This is a genomic window from Niabella sp. CPT15-335-S11, from assembly GCF_058792415.1.
Genome location: NZ_JBYTEI010000005.1, coordinates 78,504 through 96,289, shown reverse-complemented (window position 1 = coordinate 96,289; position 17,786 = coordinate 78,504). Strand labels below are relative to the sequence as shown.

Below are 17,786 nucleotides of genomic sequence, written 5' to 3'. Positions count from 1 at the left end.
AATATTTTCTTAAATGCTAATTATCAGCACTTTATAGTTTTTGTAGATACTAATATAGTTAGCAGTTGTTTTGTGCATCTTCGAACGCAGAAATACTAATTATATTAGTATCGCAAAAACGCTCGTTTAACAATATTTTTTTCATTTGAATTTTGCTTTCTGCATTTTCATAGAATTTTAAGTATTAACTCCCCCACCCCACCGAAAGAAATCCTAATTTGCGTTCATGAAGAAATCTTATCCTTTTCTGCCGGGTTTACTATACCTGTTTGTCGTTCTGTCTTTGACTTCGTGTATGCGTTTTGACGACATCCAGTTTGAGGGGATTCAGAATACGAATCTGGGCAAACTGAGCGTTGACGAATCCACCCTGGATATGGACCTGGTATTTCACAACCCTAACCGCATCGGCGGCGTGTTAAGTCGGGCGACCGGCAAGGCCTGGATCCAGGATATTTACGTGGGCGATTTCAGCACCAATAAAGAAGTCAGCATTCCAGCCAGAAGTAACTTCACGGTGCCAGTCAGGGTATCGGCAAATCTGAAGGAAATCTTCTCAAACGCCCTGACACTCATGTTTAAGGACTCCCTCCAGTTGCGGGTGGAAGGCAATGCAAGGATGGGTAAGGGAGCTTTAAGAAGGGACATTCCCATTCGCTACAGGGGTAAGAAAGCCACACTTGAATGGATTAACCAGATCCGGTAAGTAAAATACGGGGGGAGATCTAAAACCCAATAATGGTTCTCCCATTTCAACTTTCTACGTCAGGGAGTTGGCCTATCTACCGGGAGGTGGCTTACCAGGCCTTGAATGATGATATTTAATTAAGGTTTAGTTAAGAACTATATATTTCTGATAACAAGCTAAATATGCATTTTATAATTCCCGGATCAGTCTTATTTTTACTGTTAATAATCATCCTGCCTTTGCTGCCCGATTGTGCAACTGCTCAGCCGTCGCGACTTCAAAAAAAACCAGAACTCAGTATTGGACCGGTATGGCAAAGAACAGATTTCAGGTGGTCTATCGATGGTACGATGAACGGCCAATACATTAATGTTCTGTCGGAACTGATTTTTAAACCCGTACACGCAGCAGGGTTTTTCGCGCGGGGTTCTTATCCTGTTTCTGAAAAGATTTCGGCATCTGCTTTTTTTGCACAACAATTTACGTTTCAGGGAAAGGTTTCCGACCGGGATTATAATGGCTCGGACCGCAGCCAGATGGTAACCGATCTTAATCTTCAAAGCAAGAGCGGTAACAGCCAATCTGTTTCGGCTCAGCTGGATTATGACCTCTACACTGACCATGGATTTTCTATACGTCCCGGTGCCGGTTTCAGTCTGGCTAAAGAATTATTCAACCTGTCCGATGATAACAACCCTGATTTAAAAAGCAGTTATTCCCCAAAATGGTTTGGGCCATTTGCATTGATGAACCTAAAAAAAGAACTATCCCCGAAAGTTGTGGCCGGGGCGGGAGCACGAATCTACTACCTTAATTATCGTGCAAAAGCCAACTGGAATCTGATCGAAACGGTTCAGCACCCGGTGAGCTTTAGGCACCACGCCCGCGGCTATGGGCTGGATCTGGATGCTAAGGTCGACTACCGGGTAAACAGAAATATTACCGCAGGCATTCGTGCCTTTTATTCAAACTGGCGCAGTGAAGTTGGAACCGATAAATTGTATCTCTCGAATGGACAAATACAAACGACAAACATGAACGGCGCTTTTCGGAAAACTTTCGGGACTGAGCTGTCCACAGGCTTTTCCTTCTGACGGACTAGAAATCCTGCTACATCACGCATCGTCGTTAGCAAATAGTCGCCAAATAGTGATATTTATCAATTAGGTTATTTAAGCCCGTACCTGTATTTATATCGCTCGTAAAGTTGGGTCTGTTTATTGGACAGGTCAATTTTCCGGCCCTGGATAAATGCATCCGTTAGTTTGCTATGTTGCATATCCAGTATATCACCTTCGCTAATAATAATATTCGCGTCCTTACCGGCTTCCAGCGACCCGGTCCGGTCGGCAATACCAAGGATCTTAGCGGGATTCAGCGTAATGGCCTGAAGGGCCTGCTCTTTGGTCAGGCCATACGCTACCGCGGTACCTGCCTCAAAGGCGAGGTTCCGGTAACGGCTGCTCCCATCGTCATCATTCAGTGCAAATAACACCCCCGCCTGTTGGAGGATAAAAGGCGTTTTAAAAGGCTGATCGATATCATCATCCTCCATGACCGGCAGGTTATGAAGCTGATTTAAAATAACCGGGATACTGTGCTGTTTAAGCAGGGGCGTCACCAGGTGACTGTCCGCCCCTCCTACCAATACCATATCAATATTCAGATCTTTGACCAGGTCGATGGCAAGCAGGATCTGCCGCAGCCGGTCTGCGTGTACAAACAATTTTTGTTTCTTCTCAAACAGTGGCTTCAGCGCCTCGAATTTGAGATTCACATCCTGCTTGCGGAGCATTAGACTGTAGGCTTTGGCTTCCTGCAGAAACTGTTTTACTCCAGCAACTTTTTGCAATCCCTCTTTCAGCGGGTCGGTTGTTGGTTCGTTCTGTACCGGCAATGATCTGTGCGGAGGAGCCATTAGCGCGGGCATGTTCAGGTGCAGCCCGTAATCTGCCTGGTAAAGCGCGTCCTCCCAGGTCCAGGCGTCCAGCTGAACCACAGAAGAATAACCTGTCAGCAGATTTCCTTCCGGAGCAACGCCAGCCAACAGGATTCCATTGGCGCGGAGTGTATTAATAATTTTTGAATCTGTATTGTATGCAACAATAGAACGGACACTCGTATTGTAATCACCCAGTTCGGAATAATCGTTGCTACCTCTAACGCCGCTGGCAATTTCCTTAAGCCCAAGATCGGTATTGGGTAGGATCAATCCGGGATAAATTTCTCTTCCGCTGGCATCAATAACGGTTCCTGCTGTGGTGCCGGCAGTGGCACTTCCAACGCTTTTAATTTTTCCATTTTCAATAACAATGGTGCCCTGGCTGATCACTTCTCCTGTACCTGTATGGATGTTTCCATTCTTAATGACGATGACTCCTTCCTGAGGTTTGGCGGGATAAATGTCGTCCTGAGCAGAAATACCCAAAGCGGAAAAAACAAACAGGCTTATATATATGTATATTTTCATAATGTAATGTTTTGGCTTATTCAAAAACGGTCTTCATAGCTATCGGTTTCCAGGACACCCTTTGCGTGTTCATGGTCTTCACAGTGGAGTACTACCTGCGGGGTCGGCCTGGCCGCAACCGTTGGGCTGCCTGACTTTCTTTCGCTAATCATTTTTTGGATCAGTCTGTTTCTCTCGGCCGCAATCTCTTTTCGCATTTTAGCATCCTTTTCCCTATCGAAATATACAGTACCGTCTACGAGTGTATACAAAGCTTTGGCATAGATGGAAAGAGGATGATCGCTCCACAGTACCAGGTCGGCATCCTTACCCACACGGATACTCCCTACTCTATCTGAAATATGCAGCGCTTTAGCGGGATTGAGCGTGACCATTTTGAAAGCTTCATCGGGGTTGACGTCACCATATTTAATCGTTTTAGCGGCTTCCTGGTTCAGCCTCCTGGCCATCTCGGGGTCGTCGCTGTTGATGCACACATTGAGTCCAACTTTCTGCATGATAGCCGCGTTGTAAGCGATCGCATCCTGCACTTCGGTCTTATAAGCCCACCAATCTGAAAATGTAGAGGCATTAGCGCCGTGCTGTTTCATCCGGTCAGCCACTTTATAACCCTCCAGGATATGCGTAAATGTATTTACCTTAAACCCATATTTTTCCGCAACGTTGATCAAAGCCAGGATCTCGCTTTGCACATAACTGTGGCAGGTAATAAAGCGCTTTTTATTCAGTATTTCTACCAGGGCATCCAGTTGAAGATCCCTTCTCACATCTTTCCGTTGTTCTTTAGTTGCCTGCTCATAATCTTTCGCCCGCTGGAAGGCATCTGCCAGTACTTCTTCCACACCCATTCGCGTATCGGGAAACCTGGTGTTCCCCATTGGCTGCGCTGTTCTTTTGACATTTTCTCCCAGGGCAAATTTTATAAACGGATCGGCGCCGGCAAATTTAAGTCCCTCATCATCTGCGCCCCACCTGAGTTTAATGAGCTGGGTCTGGCCGCCGATGGTATTGGCTGAGCCATGAAGGATATGAGAAGTCGTTACCCCGCCACTTAGTTGCCGGTAGATATTGATATCTTCCGGGTTCAGGTTGTCGCCGATGCGTACTTCCGAAGTAACCGAATGTGCTCCCTCGTTAATCGAAAACGCGGCAATATGTGAGTGTTCATCAATGATACCCGGTGCAAGATATTTACCGGTGGCATCTATAATCCTGGCGCCGGCTGCCGGAATATTTTTACCGATCTGTGCAATTTTACCATTCCTGACCAGAACATCTGTCTGGCTGAGCGTCCCTTCTTTTTCGTTAGTGATGACGGTTGCGTTTCTGAACAGGAGGTTTTCCTGAAGGGGCAATGTCTCATTTCCGTAATTACCAAATGGGTAAGTGATCTTGGCCTGTGGAAGAGGCGTCTTTCGGTCATTTTTATCTTTAGATGTGATTTCTGCTGTCTGTTTTTCAGCAGTCCAGGTAACGGGCTGCCCGGTAGTATCCTGTCCAATCCCTTGCCAGGAAATTCCATAATCGGCGCCACTCAGTCTGATCATGGCGAATTCCTTCTGAGCTTTTTGGCCAGGTTCCTTTGTAGAGGGCACAGATGATTTCCCTCCCGAACCTGGTGCAAAACTGATCGTGACCAGCTTATCCTCTTTTTTAAACTTTGCAGTAAGGGTGTCTTTGGCCAATATCCTGGCCTGGTTATTATCTTTGACTTCAAGAACATAGACTGAAGTCCCAAAATTTCCCTGAATGGTGAGTTTATATTTCCCTGTCGCGCCTGCAGTAAGCCTCGAGTCGGTATCAAAGCGCTGACCCTGCACCCAGTTTTCAAGGATATGTGTTTTAGTTTCAAACAGGTTCCCATCCGTGATCAGGAAATTCGCTAGTTTGCCTACATCCAGGCTGCCGACTTTGTCGTAGACCTTGAGCAAGGTTGCAGGCGTTTTCGTGAGTGCTTCCAGGGCGGTCTTTTCCGTTAGTCCGTAGTCGATAGCCTTCCTGAGATTTGCGCGAAAACTCTTCAGATCTTTTAGATCTGCTGATGTGATCGCAAATTCAATATTTGCTTTTTCGAGTGCGGCGGCGTTGCCCGGTGCCAGTTCCCAGTGCTTCATATCGCCTAGTGATACGTACCTCGCATCAGCCGGATCCTCTACGTTCTGTGTCTCGGGAAAGTTCAGATTCAGAATAAAAGCCGCTTTAGTTTTTGAAATTTCTTTGATTCGCTGATATTCATCGCCCCCGCCTTTGATGATGAACTGGACGCCAAATTCATCTCCGATCCGGTCGGCCCGGATGTCTGCCCATTTATCGGTAGATTCAAAAATCCAGGGTAGCCCCTTTGAATTGTTCCAGGCCTCGAGCGTCTTGTTGATACCCTCTTTAGCGGGCTTGTTTTTTACATACCAATCGGCATCTAAAAATGTTTGACGTAATAAAGCCACAGCACCCATCATGCTGGAGGGGTAGGTCTGCGTAGAACTTCCTTTGCTGAACGAATAAAATGCTGCTGCTTTTTCTCTGATGACGGAAAGATTTTTCTTGTCTCCGGTTAGGGTGACTAAAAATCCGGTGCCTCTGGCTATTCCATCTTTCTGGTGACTGACAACCGTTCCGAAGCCCTGCTCTCTCAATTGCTTTGCGCGTGTGGCGTCAGCGCTGAAAATGGATACGGCATCGAATTCACTTTTGACTGCCTGATTCCAGTTTACCGGACCCTTGTTATTGCTGGTAAATTGCTGTGGGCCAAAAAATGAAAATCCAACGGCGGGCCTTTGCGCAGCAGGAAGTCCATAATCACTATATATGTCGATCAGTGAAGGGTATATTATCTTTCCCTGACAATCGATGATCACAGCATCATCCGGTGCTTTTCCCTTGCCAACAGAAATAATTTTTCCTTCGCGGATAACCAGTGTAGCGTCTTCAAGCTTTGTCATAGCATCTTTTACGATGGTCGCGTGGGTAAATGCATAATAGCCCGTCCGTGGGTCTGCGACACCGTTTACCGGAAAGGTGGTCTGAGCTGAAATATTCATTCCCATTATGGCCGCAATCAGGGTATTCAGCAGTCTTTTAGTCATCATTCTTGTGTCTATTGTTTATTAGTCAATCTGCAACTTTAACGTTGGTCCGGTGTAATATTGAGATTTTGTTAATCAGCGATGAATTTCCGAATTCTATGCAGGAAAATATAACAAATTGTTGAATCATGTAAAGAAATATGATGAACGGAATTTCAGGCTAGTATCGGGCGTTTCGCGGGTCTAACATCAACCTGCCGAAATAGGAACCGGGGGATCAATGTTCCCCCGGTAAAAACTGTTGCCCCACTTATTCAGCGCTCTTATAAGGATTCACCGTGCTGGCTACGGTCCAGACCTTCCGCTTCTTCTTCTACACTGACTCTTAGTGGTGTTATAAGATCTGTAATTTTAAGCAGCAGAAAGGATGCCCCGAAAATGACTACGGCCACGCTAACCAGTGCTATCAGTTGAGTGAAAAAGAGTTTGGTCTCACCGAAGATCAGACCGTTTCCAGTGACATTTGAGGGATTGATGGCCCTGTTGGCAAATACTCCGGTTAAAAACATACCTACCATTCCACCGATGCCATGGCAAGGGAACACGTCCAGCGTGTCATCAATGGCAGTCCGGCTCCGCCAGTCCACCATAGCGTTGCTGATTAATGATGATACAATGCCTATTACGAGAGAATGCGGCAGGCTGACATACCCAGCCGCTGGTGTGATGGCGACCAGTCCGACTACTGCCCCGATCGATGTGCCCATGGCCGAGGGTTTCCGGCCTTTGACCGCATCAAAAATCACCCAGGCAAAAGCAGCGGCAGCCGAGGCTGTAGCGGTTGTGGCCAGGGCAGATGCAGCCAGGGTATTTGCGCCCATAGCGCTACCCCCGTTGAATCCAAACCATCCAAACCAAAGCAATCCTGTTCCCAGCAATACATAGGTGATCCGGGCAGGTTTGTGTTCGGGCTCATTTCTCCGCTTCAGGTAAATGGCCCCCGCCAGCGCGGCTATCCCTGCACTCATGTGAACTACAGTCCCGCCAGCAAAATCCAGCACCCCCGCCTTGGCCAACAGGCCATCGGGATGCCAGGTGAGGTGAGCCAGTGGGCTATATATAAATATAGTAAAGAGGCATATGAAAAAAAGATAGGAAGTAAACCGGATCCTTTCTGCAAAAGCTCCCGTTATAAGCGCCGGGGTAATAATGGCAAATTTCAACTGGAAAAAGGCAAAAAGCACCAGTGGAATCGTCGGTGCAGCGGGCCAGGGTTTTCCTTCGAGCACCCCATTCATCAGGAAAAATGTGCGCGGATCGCCAATAATTCCCCCGATCGATTTTCCAAAAGCCAGGCTGAATCCAAATACGACCCAAATAACTGTAATGATCGCCATACAAATAAAACTTTGTAACATTGTGGAGATTACGTTTTTCTTCTTAACCATACCTCCGTAAAAGAATGCCAGTCCGGGCGTCATCAGAAGGACAAATGCGGCAGAGGTCAGCATCCAGGCGGTATCACCCCGGTCAATTTCGGGGTGGGCAGAGATGGTTTGAGGATTATGGCCCCAAAACAAAGCAATCAACCCCAATAAAATTAATAGAATGAACGGATAAATCGCCATCTTTCTAGTCATGTGCATAGTAATAATATTAATACTTACAAATTATCGACGTTAAACTAATAAATGACAATCGAACGTCGAATTTTATGTAAAATTAGATACAATTAGCATTATTTTTGATAAAATCGTCAAATTATTTAACATTTTTATTATTACAATATGATAATTAGACCAATTAGAGGTGCTGACGCTCAGCAAGTGCTGGACATTTATGCACCATTTATAACCGGTTCATTTGTAACTTTTGAGAATATTATCCCCTCCCTGACAGATTTCTCAAACCGCATCAAACAAGTTTCCCTACAATACCCCTGGCTGGTAGCCACAGAGGGAGACCAAATTGCAGGGTATGCATACGCAGGCAGATATCGGGATAGGGAAGCCTACCAGTGGATGGTTGAAAGCTCTATCTATATGCGCCCGGATTTTAAAGGGAAAAAAGTAGCTAAACGACTGTACGGGGCACTTTTTGAACTGCTAAAAGAACAGGGGATTTGCAAAGTTTTCGCCGTCATTAGCGTTCCAAACGCGGAAAGCGTGGGATTTCACGAGCATATGGGATTTTCCGGATTCGCAACTTACCGGAATGTTGGTTTCAAACTGGGCGTCTGGAAAGATGTCGGCTGGTGGGAGCTTCCGCTAACCACACAAAACACAGAGCCCACAACGCCGATCCCCTGGTCAGAAATGGACCGTGAGCTAATAGGCGGCATTCTCCAACGCTATAACGCGGAACTAGCGGATCGCCCGTAGACGCACAGGACCAACAGAATTAACTAGCTCTTTCGCGACCGCCGCAAGTTTACCTCCTGCCAGGATAGACCTTCAACGCTTCTTCCAGGCAATCCATGGCAAGATTCAAAGCCTCCATCTTAATTACGTAAGCGAGCCGTACTTCATTCTTCCCGGCGCCAGGCGTGCTGTAAAAGCCGCTGGCGGGCGCAAGCATAACCGTTTGACCCTGGTACGAAAACTCTTCCAGCAACCATTGGCTGAAAAGATCACCATCATCGATGGGAAGACGGGCAATCGCATAAAACGCTCCGCCGGGATTCGGACAATAAACCCCCTCCATAGCGTTTAATCTCCACACCAACAAGTCACGCCGACGTAAATATTCATTTTTTGGTCCGTCAAAATAATCGCTGGGTAAGTCAACTGCGGCCTCCCCCAGTATCTGTCCCAATCCTGGTGGACTCAACCTGGTCTGGGCAAACTTCAACGCCGTCTCATACACTTCCCGGTTCCTTGTTACCAGCGCACCAACCCGAGCCCCACACGCACTGTAGCGTTTACTAACCGTGTCAACCAGGATAACCCTATCCTCCAAACCCTCAATCTGCATCGGACTGAGATACGGCCACCCTTCTTCATAACAGAACTCGCGGTATGCTTCATCGCTGATCAGAAAAAGATCGTGCTTTTTGCATATTTCTCCCAGTCCCCTTACTTCTTCCGGCGTATATAAATACCCGGTCGGATTATTGGGGTTGCAGAGCAGGATTCCCCGGGTCCGGGACGTAATCAATCTTTCAAAATCGGCTATCGGCGGCAGTGCAAAACCGGTCTCTATTGTCGAAGAAACAGGTATAACCCGGACGCCTGCAGCGTGCGCAAATCCATTGTAATTGGCATAAAAAGGCTCGGGAATGATGACTTCATCCCCTGGTTCAAAACAAGAAAGCAACGCAAAAAGGATGGCTTCGCTCCCACCCGTTGTTACCAGTATCTCTTCGTGGCTGACTTTTATCTGCCACCTGTTATAGTATTCCACCAGCTTTCGGCGGTACGACGGGTTACCTGCGCTATGGCTGTATTCCAGTACTTTGATATCTGCATTTCGAACGGCATCCAGAATGGCAGGCGGCGTTTCAATATCAGGTTGCCCAATATTTAAATGATAAACCTGAATACCACGTAGTTTGGCTTTTTCTGCATAAGGCACCAGTTTTCGGATCGGAGACGCGGGCATATCAAATCCCCGCCGGGAAATCTTTACCATACTCAAAGGTAATCCCAAAGTTCGTAATTAAAAACCCCTGCCGTTAAAACAGGGGTCTTTTCAAAATCAATATGTATTTCCTCTATATCTTATTTCTTCGCCAGTACTTCTCCGGTAAAATAAATGATCTTCGGCTCGTTGATTCCGGCAAATTTAATTTCCACATCTTTATTTACAGGCCCTGCTGCTGCTGCATTATACACAACCTTAACCTTTCCGGTTTTACCAGGCATGATCGGCTTCACCGGTTTATCCGGTACCGTACACCCGCAGCCCGCCATCGCATTTTCAACTACGACCGGTTTGCTGCTGATATTGGTAAATTCCATATAGAAAGTATATGGTACTCCCTGTGGAATTTTTCCGATATCGTACTTTTCCTTACTCATCTTAATAATCTTGTCTGCGGGATCGCCCGACTGAGCTTTGGCGACCATGAAAGACCCGGCACAAACTAACATCAGCATCAAGGATAATTTTTTCATAATTATTGCGTTTATAAGTAAAATAGCATCTTTTGACGACTCAAAATTAACGGGTAGACGATTTACTTGTTTAAATGGTTGCACAAAATTTGCCCAAATTCATTATATTCGTAGCTATTGGGGAGGACCCACTTCTATATTGCATGGATAATTTAACAAGTTCAGCGACAGAGCAGGAAAGTGTCCTGTCTTTTGATAAATTCAGAAATCAGGTTCTGGGCGATTACTATATTGCAGTCCTGAGTCGTGAGATCAGCCTCCTGGCCAGACGGGAAGTATTGACCGGGAAGGCTAAATTTGGCATATTCGGCGATGGCAAGGAAGTTGCACAGGTGGCGATGTCCAGATTTTTTAAGCCTGGCGACTGGCGAAGTGGTTATTACCGCGACCAGACCTTGTTACTGGCTCTGGGTATAGGTACGCCGCAGCAATATTTTGCGCAGCTATATGCAGATCCGATCGAAGGAAGGGACCCTTTCAGCCGTGGACGCCAGATGAGCAGCCATTACGCCAGCAGGATCGTCGACGAGAACGGAGAGTGGCTGGACCTGGTTCACCGTAAAAATGTGGCGGCGGATATGGCTCCGACTGCATCACAAATGCCCAGATCCCTGGGTCTCGCCTTCGCGTCCCGGGTTTTCAGAGAAGCACCTGTGTTGAAACAGTTCTCAAATCTTTCAGATAACGGCAATGAAGTTTGTTTCTGCACGATTGGCGATGCCAGCACCAGCGAGGGACATTTTTGGGAGACGATCAACGCAGCCGGTGTATTGCAAGTTCCTCTCGTGATTTTTGTTTGGGATGATGGCTATGGCATTTCAGTCCCGACAGATTACCAAACCACAAAAGGTTCAATTTCCAAGGCCCTTAAAGGATTTGAAAAGGAAGAAGGCACCAACGGCTTTTATATCGCCGAAGTGAAAGGCTGGGATTATATGGGTATGGTGGAAAGTTTTGAAGATGGGATCACGCTGGCGAGAGAAACACATACACCTGTACTTTTCCATGTACAGGAGCTGACACAACCCCAGGGTCATAGTACTTCCGGCAGCCATGAACGTTATAAATCTGAAGAAAGACTTGATTGGGAGCGGGAATGGGACGCCCTGAAAAAATTGAAAGAATGGGTCCTGGCTAATGCGCTGGCTAGTGAGGACGACCTGTTGAACCTGGAAACTAAAGCACGCCAGATTGTAAAAGAAGCCCGCGATGCTGCCTGGAAGGAATACACGGCGCCTTTGAAATCGCAGCTTGGAAAGACACTTGAAATTTTAAAGGAGATGGCAGCCCGTGAGCCGGAACAGGCTCCAGCACTTAACGGTCTTGCGTCCAACCTGAGAGTTAGTCGCGAACCGCTCAGGCGAAATATCCTGGAAAGCTTGTTCAGAGCAATGTTGCACTGCAAAGAGGAAAACAACCAGGCAGCCCGTAAATACTATGACGAACTACAGGAGGAAAATAGAAACCTGTATAACACATTCCTTTACGACAACGGTCCGAAAAGCGCGTTGAAAGTACCGCAGGTGGCACCGGTGGTCACCAGCGAAAGCCCGATGCTGAACGGGTTCGAGATTATGAACCGTTACTTTGATCAACTGTTCACTTCCAATCCAAAGGTAATGGCATTTGGAGAGGACGTTGGTAAAATTGGTGGCGTGAACCAGGGTTTTTCGGGGCTTCAAAAAAAATATGGAGAAGAAAGGATCTTTGATACCGGCATCCGGGAGCTCACGATAGTCGGACAAGGTATCGGCCTTGCACTCCGCGGACTCCGCCCGATAGCAGAAATACAATACCTGGATTACCTGATGTACGGATTGCAACCCCTTTCAGATGACGTGGCTACTTTGCATTTCCGCACGGCCGGTCAGCAAAGTTGTCCGCTGATCATTCGTACCCGTGGTCACCGGCTGGAAGGAATCTGGCACAGCGGTTCACCAATGGGTCTTATCCTTAGCTCACTTCGGGGAATATGGGTGTGCGTGCCGCGAAACATGGTGCAGGCCGCAGGTATGTATAATACTTTATTAAGAAGCAATGATCCGGGACTAATTATCGAAAGCCTGAACTCCTACCGGCTTAAAGAACGGCTTCCGGAAAACCTGGGCGAAATGACCGTCGAATTAGGTGTTCCGGAAATACTTCACACTGGCGACGACATTACCATTGTCAGCTACGGATCCACCCTTCGCGTAGTCGAGGAAGCTATTAAGCTGGTAGCGTTAAAAGGAATCAGTTGCGAACTGATCGACGTCCAGACACTGCTTCCGTTCGATATCCACCATGAAATACTGCGTTCACTTAAGAAAACCAGCCGGATCATTTTTGTTGATGAAGACCTTCCCGGCGCGGCTACGGCGTATATGCTCGATAAAGTATTGGAAGAACAAGGTGGATACAGGTACCTGGATACGGCGCCCCGGACTATTACTTCAAAACAACACCGACCAGGGTATGGCAGCGATGGCGACTATTTCAGTAAACCCAATGCTGAGGAAATTGCCACAGTGATCTTCGAAGTCATGAAGGAGTAAGTTCCGCCGTTCATATTATTTTCGTGCAGATGATGAATACCTGCTACCTGATCTCGTATTCCTTGGGTGGTTCGGCGCCCATCAGGTTTTTCACAAAGTAATCCCATCTGCGACGCATCATATACCTGTTGTCCGGTCCATAACCATGCCGGGCATTGGGAAAAATAATCAAATCAAAATCTTTATTGGCTTTTATCAGGGCGTCCACCAGCAAGTAAGCATTGTAGGGCGGGACGTTATCATCCATTCCTCCATGCGCAATCAGTAATTTGCCCCTTAGATTTCCCGCATAGTTTTGATTGGCTTGCGGGGCATAATTGTCACTCCCCCTACTGTTTCGCGTTAACAAGCCGATATATCTTTCTCCCCAGTCGTCTTCATAATTTCGGTTATCGTGGTTGCCCGACTGAGACACACCGACTTTAAAGAATTCAGGATATCTGAGCAAAGCGGCTGCAGTGGCGAATCCTCCGCCGGAATGTCCCCATATACCTACCCTGGTCAGGTCAAGAAATGGAAACTTTTGGGCTAGCTGGTTTAACCCCGCTATCTGATCAGGGAGGGTATTTTCTGAAATATTGCCATAGCACGCGTCATGAAAAGCTTTGGATCGGTTGGGATTGCAACTGCCTTCCAGTTGAACAACGACAAACCCAAGTTCAGCAAGCGCCTGGTTGTCGCCCCGTGCAGGTAAAAACGACCAACTGCTCACGCTGCCGCCCTGCGGGCCAGGATAAATATTCACCACTACGGGATATTTTTTTCCAGGATCCGTTTGTCGGGGTGTGAACATAAGCCCATACAAATCAAATTTCCTGTTGGCGGATTTCACCTGGAAAACTGCCGGGGGCTTCCACCCTGTGGTCATCAGCATTGAGACATCAGACTGTTCCAGGATACAAATAAGATTCCCTTTAATACCTTTCAATACAGTTACCGGGGGCACATCCGGCTGTGAATAGCGATCGATAAAATAATTACCGTCGGGAGACATGGATATGTCGTGATCGCCAATCTCAGGCGTTAACCATTGCAAATTTTTCCCATTAAAACCGATGCTGTAAAAATGAGTAAAATAGGGATTTGAACCCGGGACTTTCCCTTTGGCTTTGAAGTAAATAACCCGGTTCTTCTCATCTACCTGTACAATTTCCGTCACGACAAAATCTCCCTGGGTGATCCGGTTTTTCAGTTGCCCCGTTTTCAGATCATGCAAATATAAATGACCCCAGTTGTCTTTTTCGGAATACCAGATAAACTCGTTACTTCCCGGCAGGAACCGCCAGTTAGACGCTCCCCTTCCCGATTCATACTGCGTAGTAACATCCTCTTCAAATACTGTTCTCACCAGGCCGGTTGCAGCTTCGGCGATCCTCAGGGTCGCTTTCTTGTGGTCCCGGGTCGTGGAAATGAACGCAAGCTGAGAGCCATCGGAATTCCATATATTATCGTCAAATCCCCCTTCACAGGAAATATCATCACAGAGTGTGCTGCGATGTGCATCGGGGTTCATTTTCAGTGGTATCAGCTTCCCACGATCAAGATCGATTATTACGCGGTGAATTCTGACAATATCACTGTCTCCCGGCAGGGGGTACTTCCATTGTTCCAATTCAGGAGCGCCCACTTTTGTGCGGACCAGATACATATCACGTACATGCCGCTGATCCTGTTTAAAGGTGGCAATTTTTTTTGAATCGGGTGACCAGAGCAGTATCGGCCGGTCGGTATGCTTCCACCCCGCATTGTCTGTGGCATAACCAAAATCTTTGACGCCATCTTTGGTGAGCGCCTTTTCAGTACCGGTATTCAGATCTTTCACCCAAAGATTCCAATCACGGATAAAAGCCAGCTTGGTGCCATCGGGCGACAAAACCTCTGTATAGCCAACTTCGGGGCGCGTCTTGCTTTCCTGCAAACCCTGCAGCAGATCCCTTTTGCTGCCGGCCGTTTTACGTGCCCCCTCCTTCGGATTGATCAGCACAAACTCTAAACTTCTGCCTTTCTTGTTCATGTACCAAAAATCTCCCGAAGGCAGCCAGACCGGATTCACCGAACTGCGTTCCACCAGGCTGCTTACATAATTGGGAAGCATTCTTTCGGCTTTGGCGTAATCTTCTGAAGTTAGTTTTTGAGCATTCTGGGCGTTTGAAACAGAAACCACGGCCACAATACCCAATAATACATATTTCTTCATATGCATAATTTTATTTTCTCTTTTGGTCACCCCCCTAAGGTTTTGCAGTAACTACAAAAATCAGGGATTATAGTCATTTAATGCCTCTAAATATAAATCTTTTCCAAATCAGATGGAGGTCAATTTATTCGGGCGGTCGGACCAGCCTGAAAAAGGGGCGCAAAAGTGGTCATTGTGGGTGTTAAAGGATGAACTCGATGGGTTGGAAGTTCAATTTCGCTGTAACTAATGCTGGGTCACTATTTGCAGTAAACTCCCGCAAAAAAAATCTCGCGGTGTATTACAGGATCCCCGCCCTGAATCATGTGTGAAAAGACTCAGATTGTTCGATTAATTTCCTGATAAATGATAATTATCATAATTATTGTCATTTCACCTTTGTTACTTTGTATAGCCCAACAGGGCGTACTTTTCATTTTAAACGCTTGCAATGGACAGACCTGATGATCGACCGGCCCAAAGGAAGATAAAGGGCAAGGTTGAGATTGACATTCAAAAGTGTAAAGGATGTGAGCTTTGTACTGCAGCATGCAAGGAGGGTGTTCTATCTCTCTCGGGAACCATTAACCACAAAGGTTATCGTTACGTGATAGCCAACAATGACCTGTGTACCGGGTGCGTTAATTGCGCCCTGGTTTGTCCTGATGCAGTAATCACCGTTTATAGAACGAAATCTGGCAGCAGAAAGAAAGAGCACTTAACGCGCCCCACCCTGGCGGCACTGAAGGAAATGCTGGACTCTCCGGGTTCTTCAAACCCGGGAAAACTTTAATACAAGATCCTGTTATATGGAAGTAAAACTGATGAAAGGAAATGAGGCGTTAGCGGAAGCGGCCATCCAGGCAGGATGCGATGCCTATTTTGGTTATCCGATCACTCCGCAGTCTGAAGTCCTGGAATACCTCGCACGTGAAATGCCAAAACATGGGCGCGTGGTACTTCAGGCCGAAAGCGAGATTGCCTCGATCAATATGGTATACGGCGCGGCTGGCGCGGGTTTCAGAGCTATGACCAGCTCTTCGTCTCCCGGAATAAGTCTGATGGCGGAAGGCATCTCATATCTCGCCGGCGCTGAGCTTCCCTGCCTGATCGTAAATGTGAACAGGGCCGGGCCGGGGCTGGCGTCGATACAACCCGGGCAGGGCGATTATTTCCAGGCAACAAAGGGAGGAGGTCATGGTGACTACCGCACTATTGTGCTGGCTCCTGCGAGCGTTCAGGAGATGGCCGATTTTGTATTCCTTGGCTTCGAACTGGCAGACAAATACAGGAATCCCGTGATGATTCTGAGCGACGGTGCCATCGGCCAGATGATGGAAAAAGTGCGTTGGAATAATCGTAAAGTGGAAAGAATCGACAAACCATGGGCAACTATCGGTAAACCGGGTAACCGAGAGCGAAATATCATTACTTCCCTGTTCATCAGGCCGGAGGATATGGAAAAGCACAACCTCAGGCTCGTTTCAAAATTCAACAAAATTCGGGCTAATGAAGTCAGGTTTGAAGAGACTCAAACGGAGGACGCTGATTATCTTTTTGTGGCCTATGGACTGAGCGCGAGGATCTGCATGAAGGCGGTGGAAATAACCAGGGCGAAAGGATTCCGTACTGGTTTGTTCAGGCCCGTTACCCTGTTTCCCTTTCCTTATGACAGGCTGGGGCAACTTGCCAGGACAAAAAAAATCGTCCTGACCGTGGAATTGAATAGTGGGCAAATGGTGGAAGATGTTCAGCTTGCGGTAAAAGGACAAACCAGGGTTGCCTTTTTCGGCAAGATGGGCGGTCTGATGCCATCCCCTGAAGAAGTGGCAGCCTACTTCGAAAAGCTGATTAAAGAACCCGGGGAGACGGGCCAATTCACGTCTAACCTATGGCTTGAAGAGAATTTTTCCTGAAAGCCGACAGGATGAAAGGTTGAAAACTGTGTTTCAAAAGTTTTTTTATGACTACTCCAAATCAAATCCTTCCCGGAAGCCAGGTGCCGCATGAAGAGGCTCCCTGCGTGGAAGACGAATATGAAAGAGTGTACCAGAGACCCTCTGGGATGATTGACGTACCGATGCATTACTGCCCGGGATGCGCCCACAGCACGGTCCACAAATTACTGATGGAAGTAATAGAGGAACTGGGTATCGGAGAAAAGACCATTGGGGTGGCTCCGGTGGGTTGCTCGGTTTTTCTTTATGACTATCTGGACATCGACATGCAGGAAGCGGCTCATGGGCGGGCGGCTGCGGTAGCCACCGGAATCAAAAGACTGTTGCCCGAACGCTATGTATTTACTTATCAGGGTGACGGTGATCTTGCTGCTATTGGGATCGGAGAAACAATACACGCTATTAACAGAGGTGAAAATATTCTGATCATTTTTATGAACAATGCGGTGTACGGGATGACCAGTGGTCAAATGGCGCCAACTACCCTGACGGGCATGCATACAACTACGAGCCCGGAGGGACGGGATGCGCTCCAGTACGGCGAGCCGATAAAAGTTTCGGAACTGATCGCTCAGTTGCCCGGGGCCCTGTATGTTACCCGTCAGACAATCACCAGCGCCAACGCGGTGCGGCGCTGTAAAAAAGCGATCACGAACGGGTTTAAATACCTGGATCTCGGTCGAGGTACCTGTTTCGTTGAAGTGATCGGTAATTGCCCAAGCAACTGGAAAATGACGCCGCAGGAGTCCATGAAGTTTATCGATGAACAAATGACAAAAACTTTTCCTCTTGGGGATATTAAAGTTCCGGCGATTAAATAGC

The 17,786-nt window shown here is 47.3% G+C and carries 13 protein-coding genes; 7 read left to right on the top strand and 6 right to left on the bottom strand.

Features of this window, described 5'->3' with window-relative positions:
- The first annotated feature begins 226 nt into the window (after nt 1-226).
- A complete protein-coding gene (locus AC3WS5_RS13860) occupies nt 227-706 on the top strand; it encodes an LEA/WHy family protein (protein ID WP_492467995.1) in 480 nt (159 codons plus the stop codon).
- A gap of 164 nt (nt 707-870) precedes the next feature.
- Nucleotides 871-1,782 (top strand): hypothetical protein, encoded by a 912-nt coding sequence (locus tag AC3WS5_RS13855; RefSeq protein WP_492467994.1) that lies wholly within the window; start codon nt 871-873, stop codon nt 1,780-1,782.
- A gap of 74 nt (nt 1,783-1,856) precedes the next feature.
- On the opposite strand, the gene AC3WS5_RS13850 is transcribed toward AC3WS5_RS13855, so the two are convergent.
- From AC3WS5_RS13850 to AC3WS5_RS13840, 3 genes are all read right to left on the bottom strand, one after another.
- Nucleotides 1,857-3,158 carry an amidohydrolase family protein gene (locus AC3WS5_RS13850; RefSeq protein WP_492467993.1) on the bottom strand — a complete coding sequence of 434 codons (1,302 nt, stop codon included), beginning with the start codon at nt 3,156-3,158 and terminating at the stop codon, nt 1,857-1,859.
- A 20-nt stretch (nt 3,159-3,178) separates the two neighbouring features.
- Complete coding sequence (locus tag AC3WS5_RS13845; protein WP_492467992.1) at nt 3,179-6,244, bottom strand: amidohydrolase family protein; 3,066 nt, start codon at nt 6,242-6,244, stop codon at nt 3,179-3,181.
- A gap of 260 nt (nt 6,245-6,504) precedes the next feature.
- Nucleotides 6,505-7,827 carry an ammonium transporter gene (locus AC3WS5_RS13840; RefSeq protein ID WP_492467991.1) on the bottom strand — a complete coding sequence of 441 codons (1,323 nt, stop codon included), beginning with the start codon at nt 7,825-7,827 and terminating at the stop codon, nt 6,505-6,507.
- A 141-nt stretch (nt 7,828-7,968) separates the two neighbouring features.
- On the opposite strand from AC3WS5_RS13840, the gene AC3WS5_RS13835 reads away from it, so the two are divergent.
- Nucleotides 7,969-8,562 carry a GNAT family N-acetyltransferase gene (locus AC3WS5_RS13835; protein ID WP_492467990.1) on the top strand — a complete coding sequence of 198 codons (594 nt, stop codon included), beginning with the start codon at nt 7,969-7,971 and terminating at the stop codon, nt 8,560-8,562.
- 49 nt (nt 8,563-8,611) lie between these two features.
- Here the strand turns inward: AC3WS5_RS13835 and AC3WS5_RS13830 are convergent, their stop codons facing one another.
- Together AC3WS5_RS13830 and AC3WS5_RS13825 are read right to left on the bottom strand one after the other, a co-directional pair.
- The gene (locus AC3WS5_RS13830) at nt 8,612-9,811 is read right to left on the bottom strand and encodes a pyridoxal phosphate-dependent aminotransferase (RefSeq protein WP_492467989.1); all 1,200 of its coding nucleotides are present in this window, start codon (nt 9,809-9,811) and stop codon (nt 8,612-8,614) included.
- An 89-nt stretch (nt 9,812-9,900) separates the two neighbouring features.
- Nucleotides 9,901-10,296, bottom strand: coding sequence for a DUF1573 domain-containing protein (locus AC3WS5_RS13825; RefSeq protein ID WP_492467988.1), 396 nt, complete (start codon nt 10,294-10,296; stop codon nt 9,901-9,903).
- A 143-nt stretch (nt 10,297-10,439) separates the two neighbouring features.
- Here AC3WS5_RS13825 and AC3WS5_RS13820 point away from each other — a divergent pair, with 143 nt between their 5' ends.
- Nucleotides 10,440-12,830 (top strand): alpha-ketoacid dehydrogenase subunit alpha/beta, encoded by a 2,391-nt coding sequence (locus AC3WS5_RS13820; protein ID WP_492467987.1) that lies wholly within the window; start codon nt 10,440-10,442, stop codon nt 12,828-12,830.
- A 43-nt stretch (nt 12,831-12,873) separates the two neighbouring features.
- On the opposite strand, the gene AC3WS5_RS13815 is transcribed toward AC3WS5_RS13820, so the two are convergent.
- On the bottom strand, nt 12,874-15,027 hold the full coding sequence (locus tag AC3WS5_RS13815) for a S9 family peptidase (protein WP_492467986.1): 2,154 nt from the start codon (nt 15,025-15,027) through the stop codon (nt 12,874-12,876).
- A gap of 430 nt (nt 15,028-15,457) precedes the next feature.
- Between AC3WS5_RS13815 and AC3WS5_RS13810 the strand changes: the two genes are divergently transcribed.
- The 3 genes from AC3WS5_RS13810 to AC3WS5_RS13800 are packed head-to-tail and all read left to right on the top strand — an operon-like array spanning nt 15,458 to nt 17,785.
- Nucleotides 15,458-15,799 (top strand): 4Fe-4S dicluster domain-containing protein, encoded by a 342-nt coding sequence (locus AC3WS5_RS13810; protein WP_492467985.1) that lies wholly within the window; start codon nt 15,458-15,460, stop codon nt 15,797-15,799.
- 16 nt (nt 15,800-15,815) lie between these two features.
- Nucleotides 15,816-16,922, top strand: coding sequence for a 3-methyl-2-oxobutanoate dehydrogenase subunit VorB (locus tag AC3WS5_RS13805; protein ID WP_492467984.1), 1,107 nt, complete (start codon nt 15,816-15,818; stop codon nt 16,920-16,922).
- A gap of 47 nt (nt 16,923-16,969) precedes the next feature.
- Nucleotides 16,970-17,785, top strand: a complete 816-nt coding sequence (locus tag AC3WS5_RS13800; RefSeq protein WP_492467983.1) for a thiamine pyrophosphate-dependent enzyme — start codon at nt 16,970-16,972, stop codon at nt 17,783-17,785.
- The last annotated feature ends 1 nt before the right edge of the window (nt 17,786 follow it).

Bases quoted from the DNA above. Each gene is read 5' to 3' on its own strand.
- AC3WS5_RS13860 (WP_492467995.1), top strand. From the start codon at position 227: ATGAAGAAATCTTATCCTTTTCTGCCGGGTTTACTATACCTGTTTGTC.
- AC3WS5_RS13855 (WP_492467994.1), top strand. From the start codon at position 871: ATGCATTTTATAATTCCCGGATCAGTCTTATTTTTACTGTTAATAATC.
- AC3WS5_RS13805 (WP_492467984.1), top strand. From the start codon at position 15,816: ATGGAAGTAAAACTGATGAAAGGAAATGAGGCGTTAGCGGAAGCGGCC.
- AC3WS5_RS13845 (WP_492467992.1), bottom strand. From the start codon at position 6,244: ATGATGACTAAAAGACTGCTGAATACCCTGATTGCGGCCATAATGGGA.
- AC3WS5_RS13800 (WP_492467983.1), top strand. From the start codon at position 16,970: ATGACTACTCCAAATCAAATCCTTCCCGGAAGCCAGGTGCCGCATGAA.
- AC3WS5_RS13840 (WP_492467991.1), bottom strand. From the start codon at position 7,827: ATGCACATGACTAGAAAGATGGCGATTTATCCGTTCATTCTATTAATT.
- AC3WS5_RS13835 (WP_492467990.1), top strand. From the start codon at position 7,969: ATGATAATTAGACCAATTAGAGGTGCTGACGCTCAGCAAGTGCTGGAC.
- AC3WS5_RS13815 (WP_492467986.1), bottom strand. From the start codon at position 15,027: ATGAAGAAATATGTATTATTGGGTATTGTGGCCGTGGTTTCTGTTTCA.
- AC3WS5_RS13820 (WP_492467987.1), top strand. From the start codon at position 10,440: ATGGATAATTTAACAAGTTCAGCGACAGAGCAGGAAAGTGTCCTGTCT.
- AC3WS5_RS13810 (WP_492467985.1), top strand. From the start codon at position 15,458: ATGGACAGACCTGATGATCGACCGGCCCAAAGGAAGATAAAGGGCAAG.
- AC3WS5_RS13825 (WP_492467988.1), bottom strand. From the start codon at position 10,296: ATGAAAAAATTATCCTTGATGCTGATGTTAGTTTGTGCCGGGTCTTTC.
- AC3WS5_RS13830 (WP_492467989.1), bottom strand. From the start codon at position 9,811: ATGGTAAAGATTTCCCGGCGGGGATTTGATATGCCCGCGTCTCCGATC.
- AC3WS5_RS13850 (WP_492467993.1), bottom strand. From the start codon at position 3,158: ATGAAAATATACATATATATAAGCCTGTTTGTTTTTTCCGCTTTGGGT.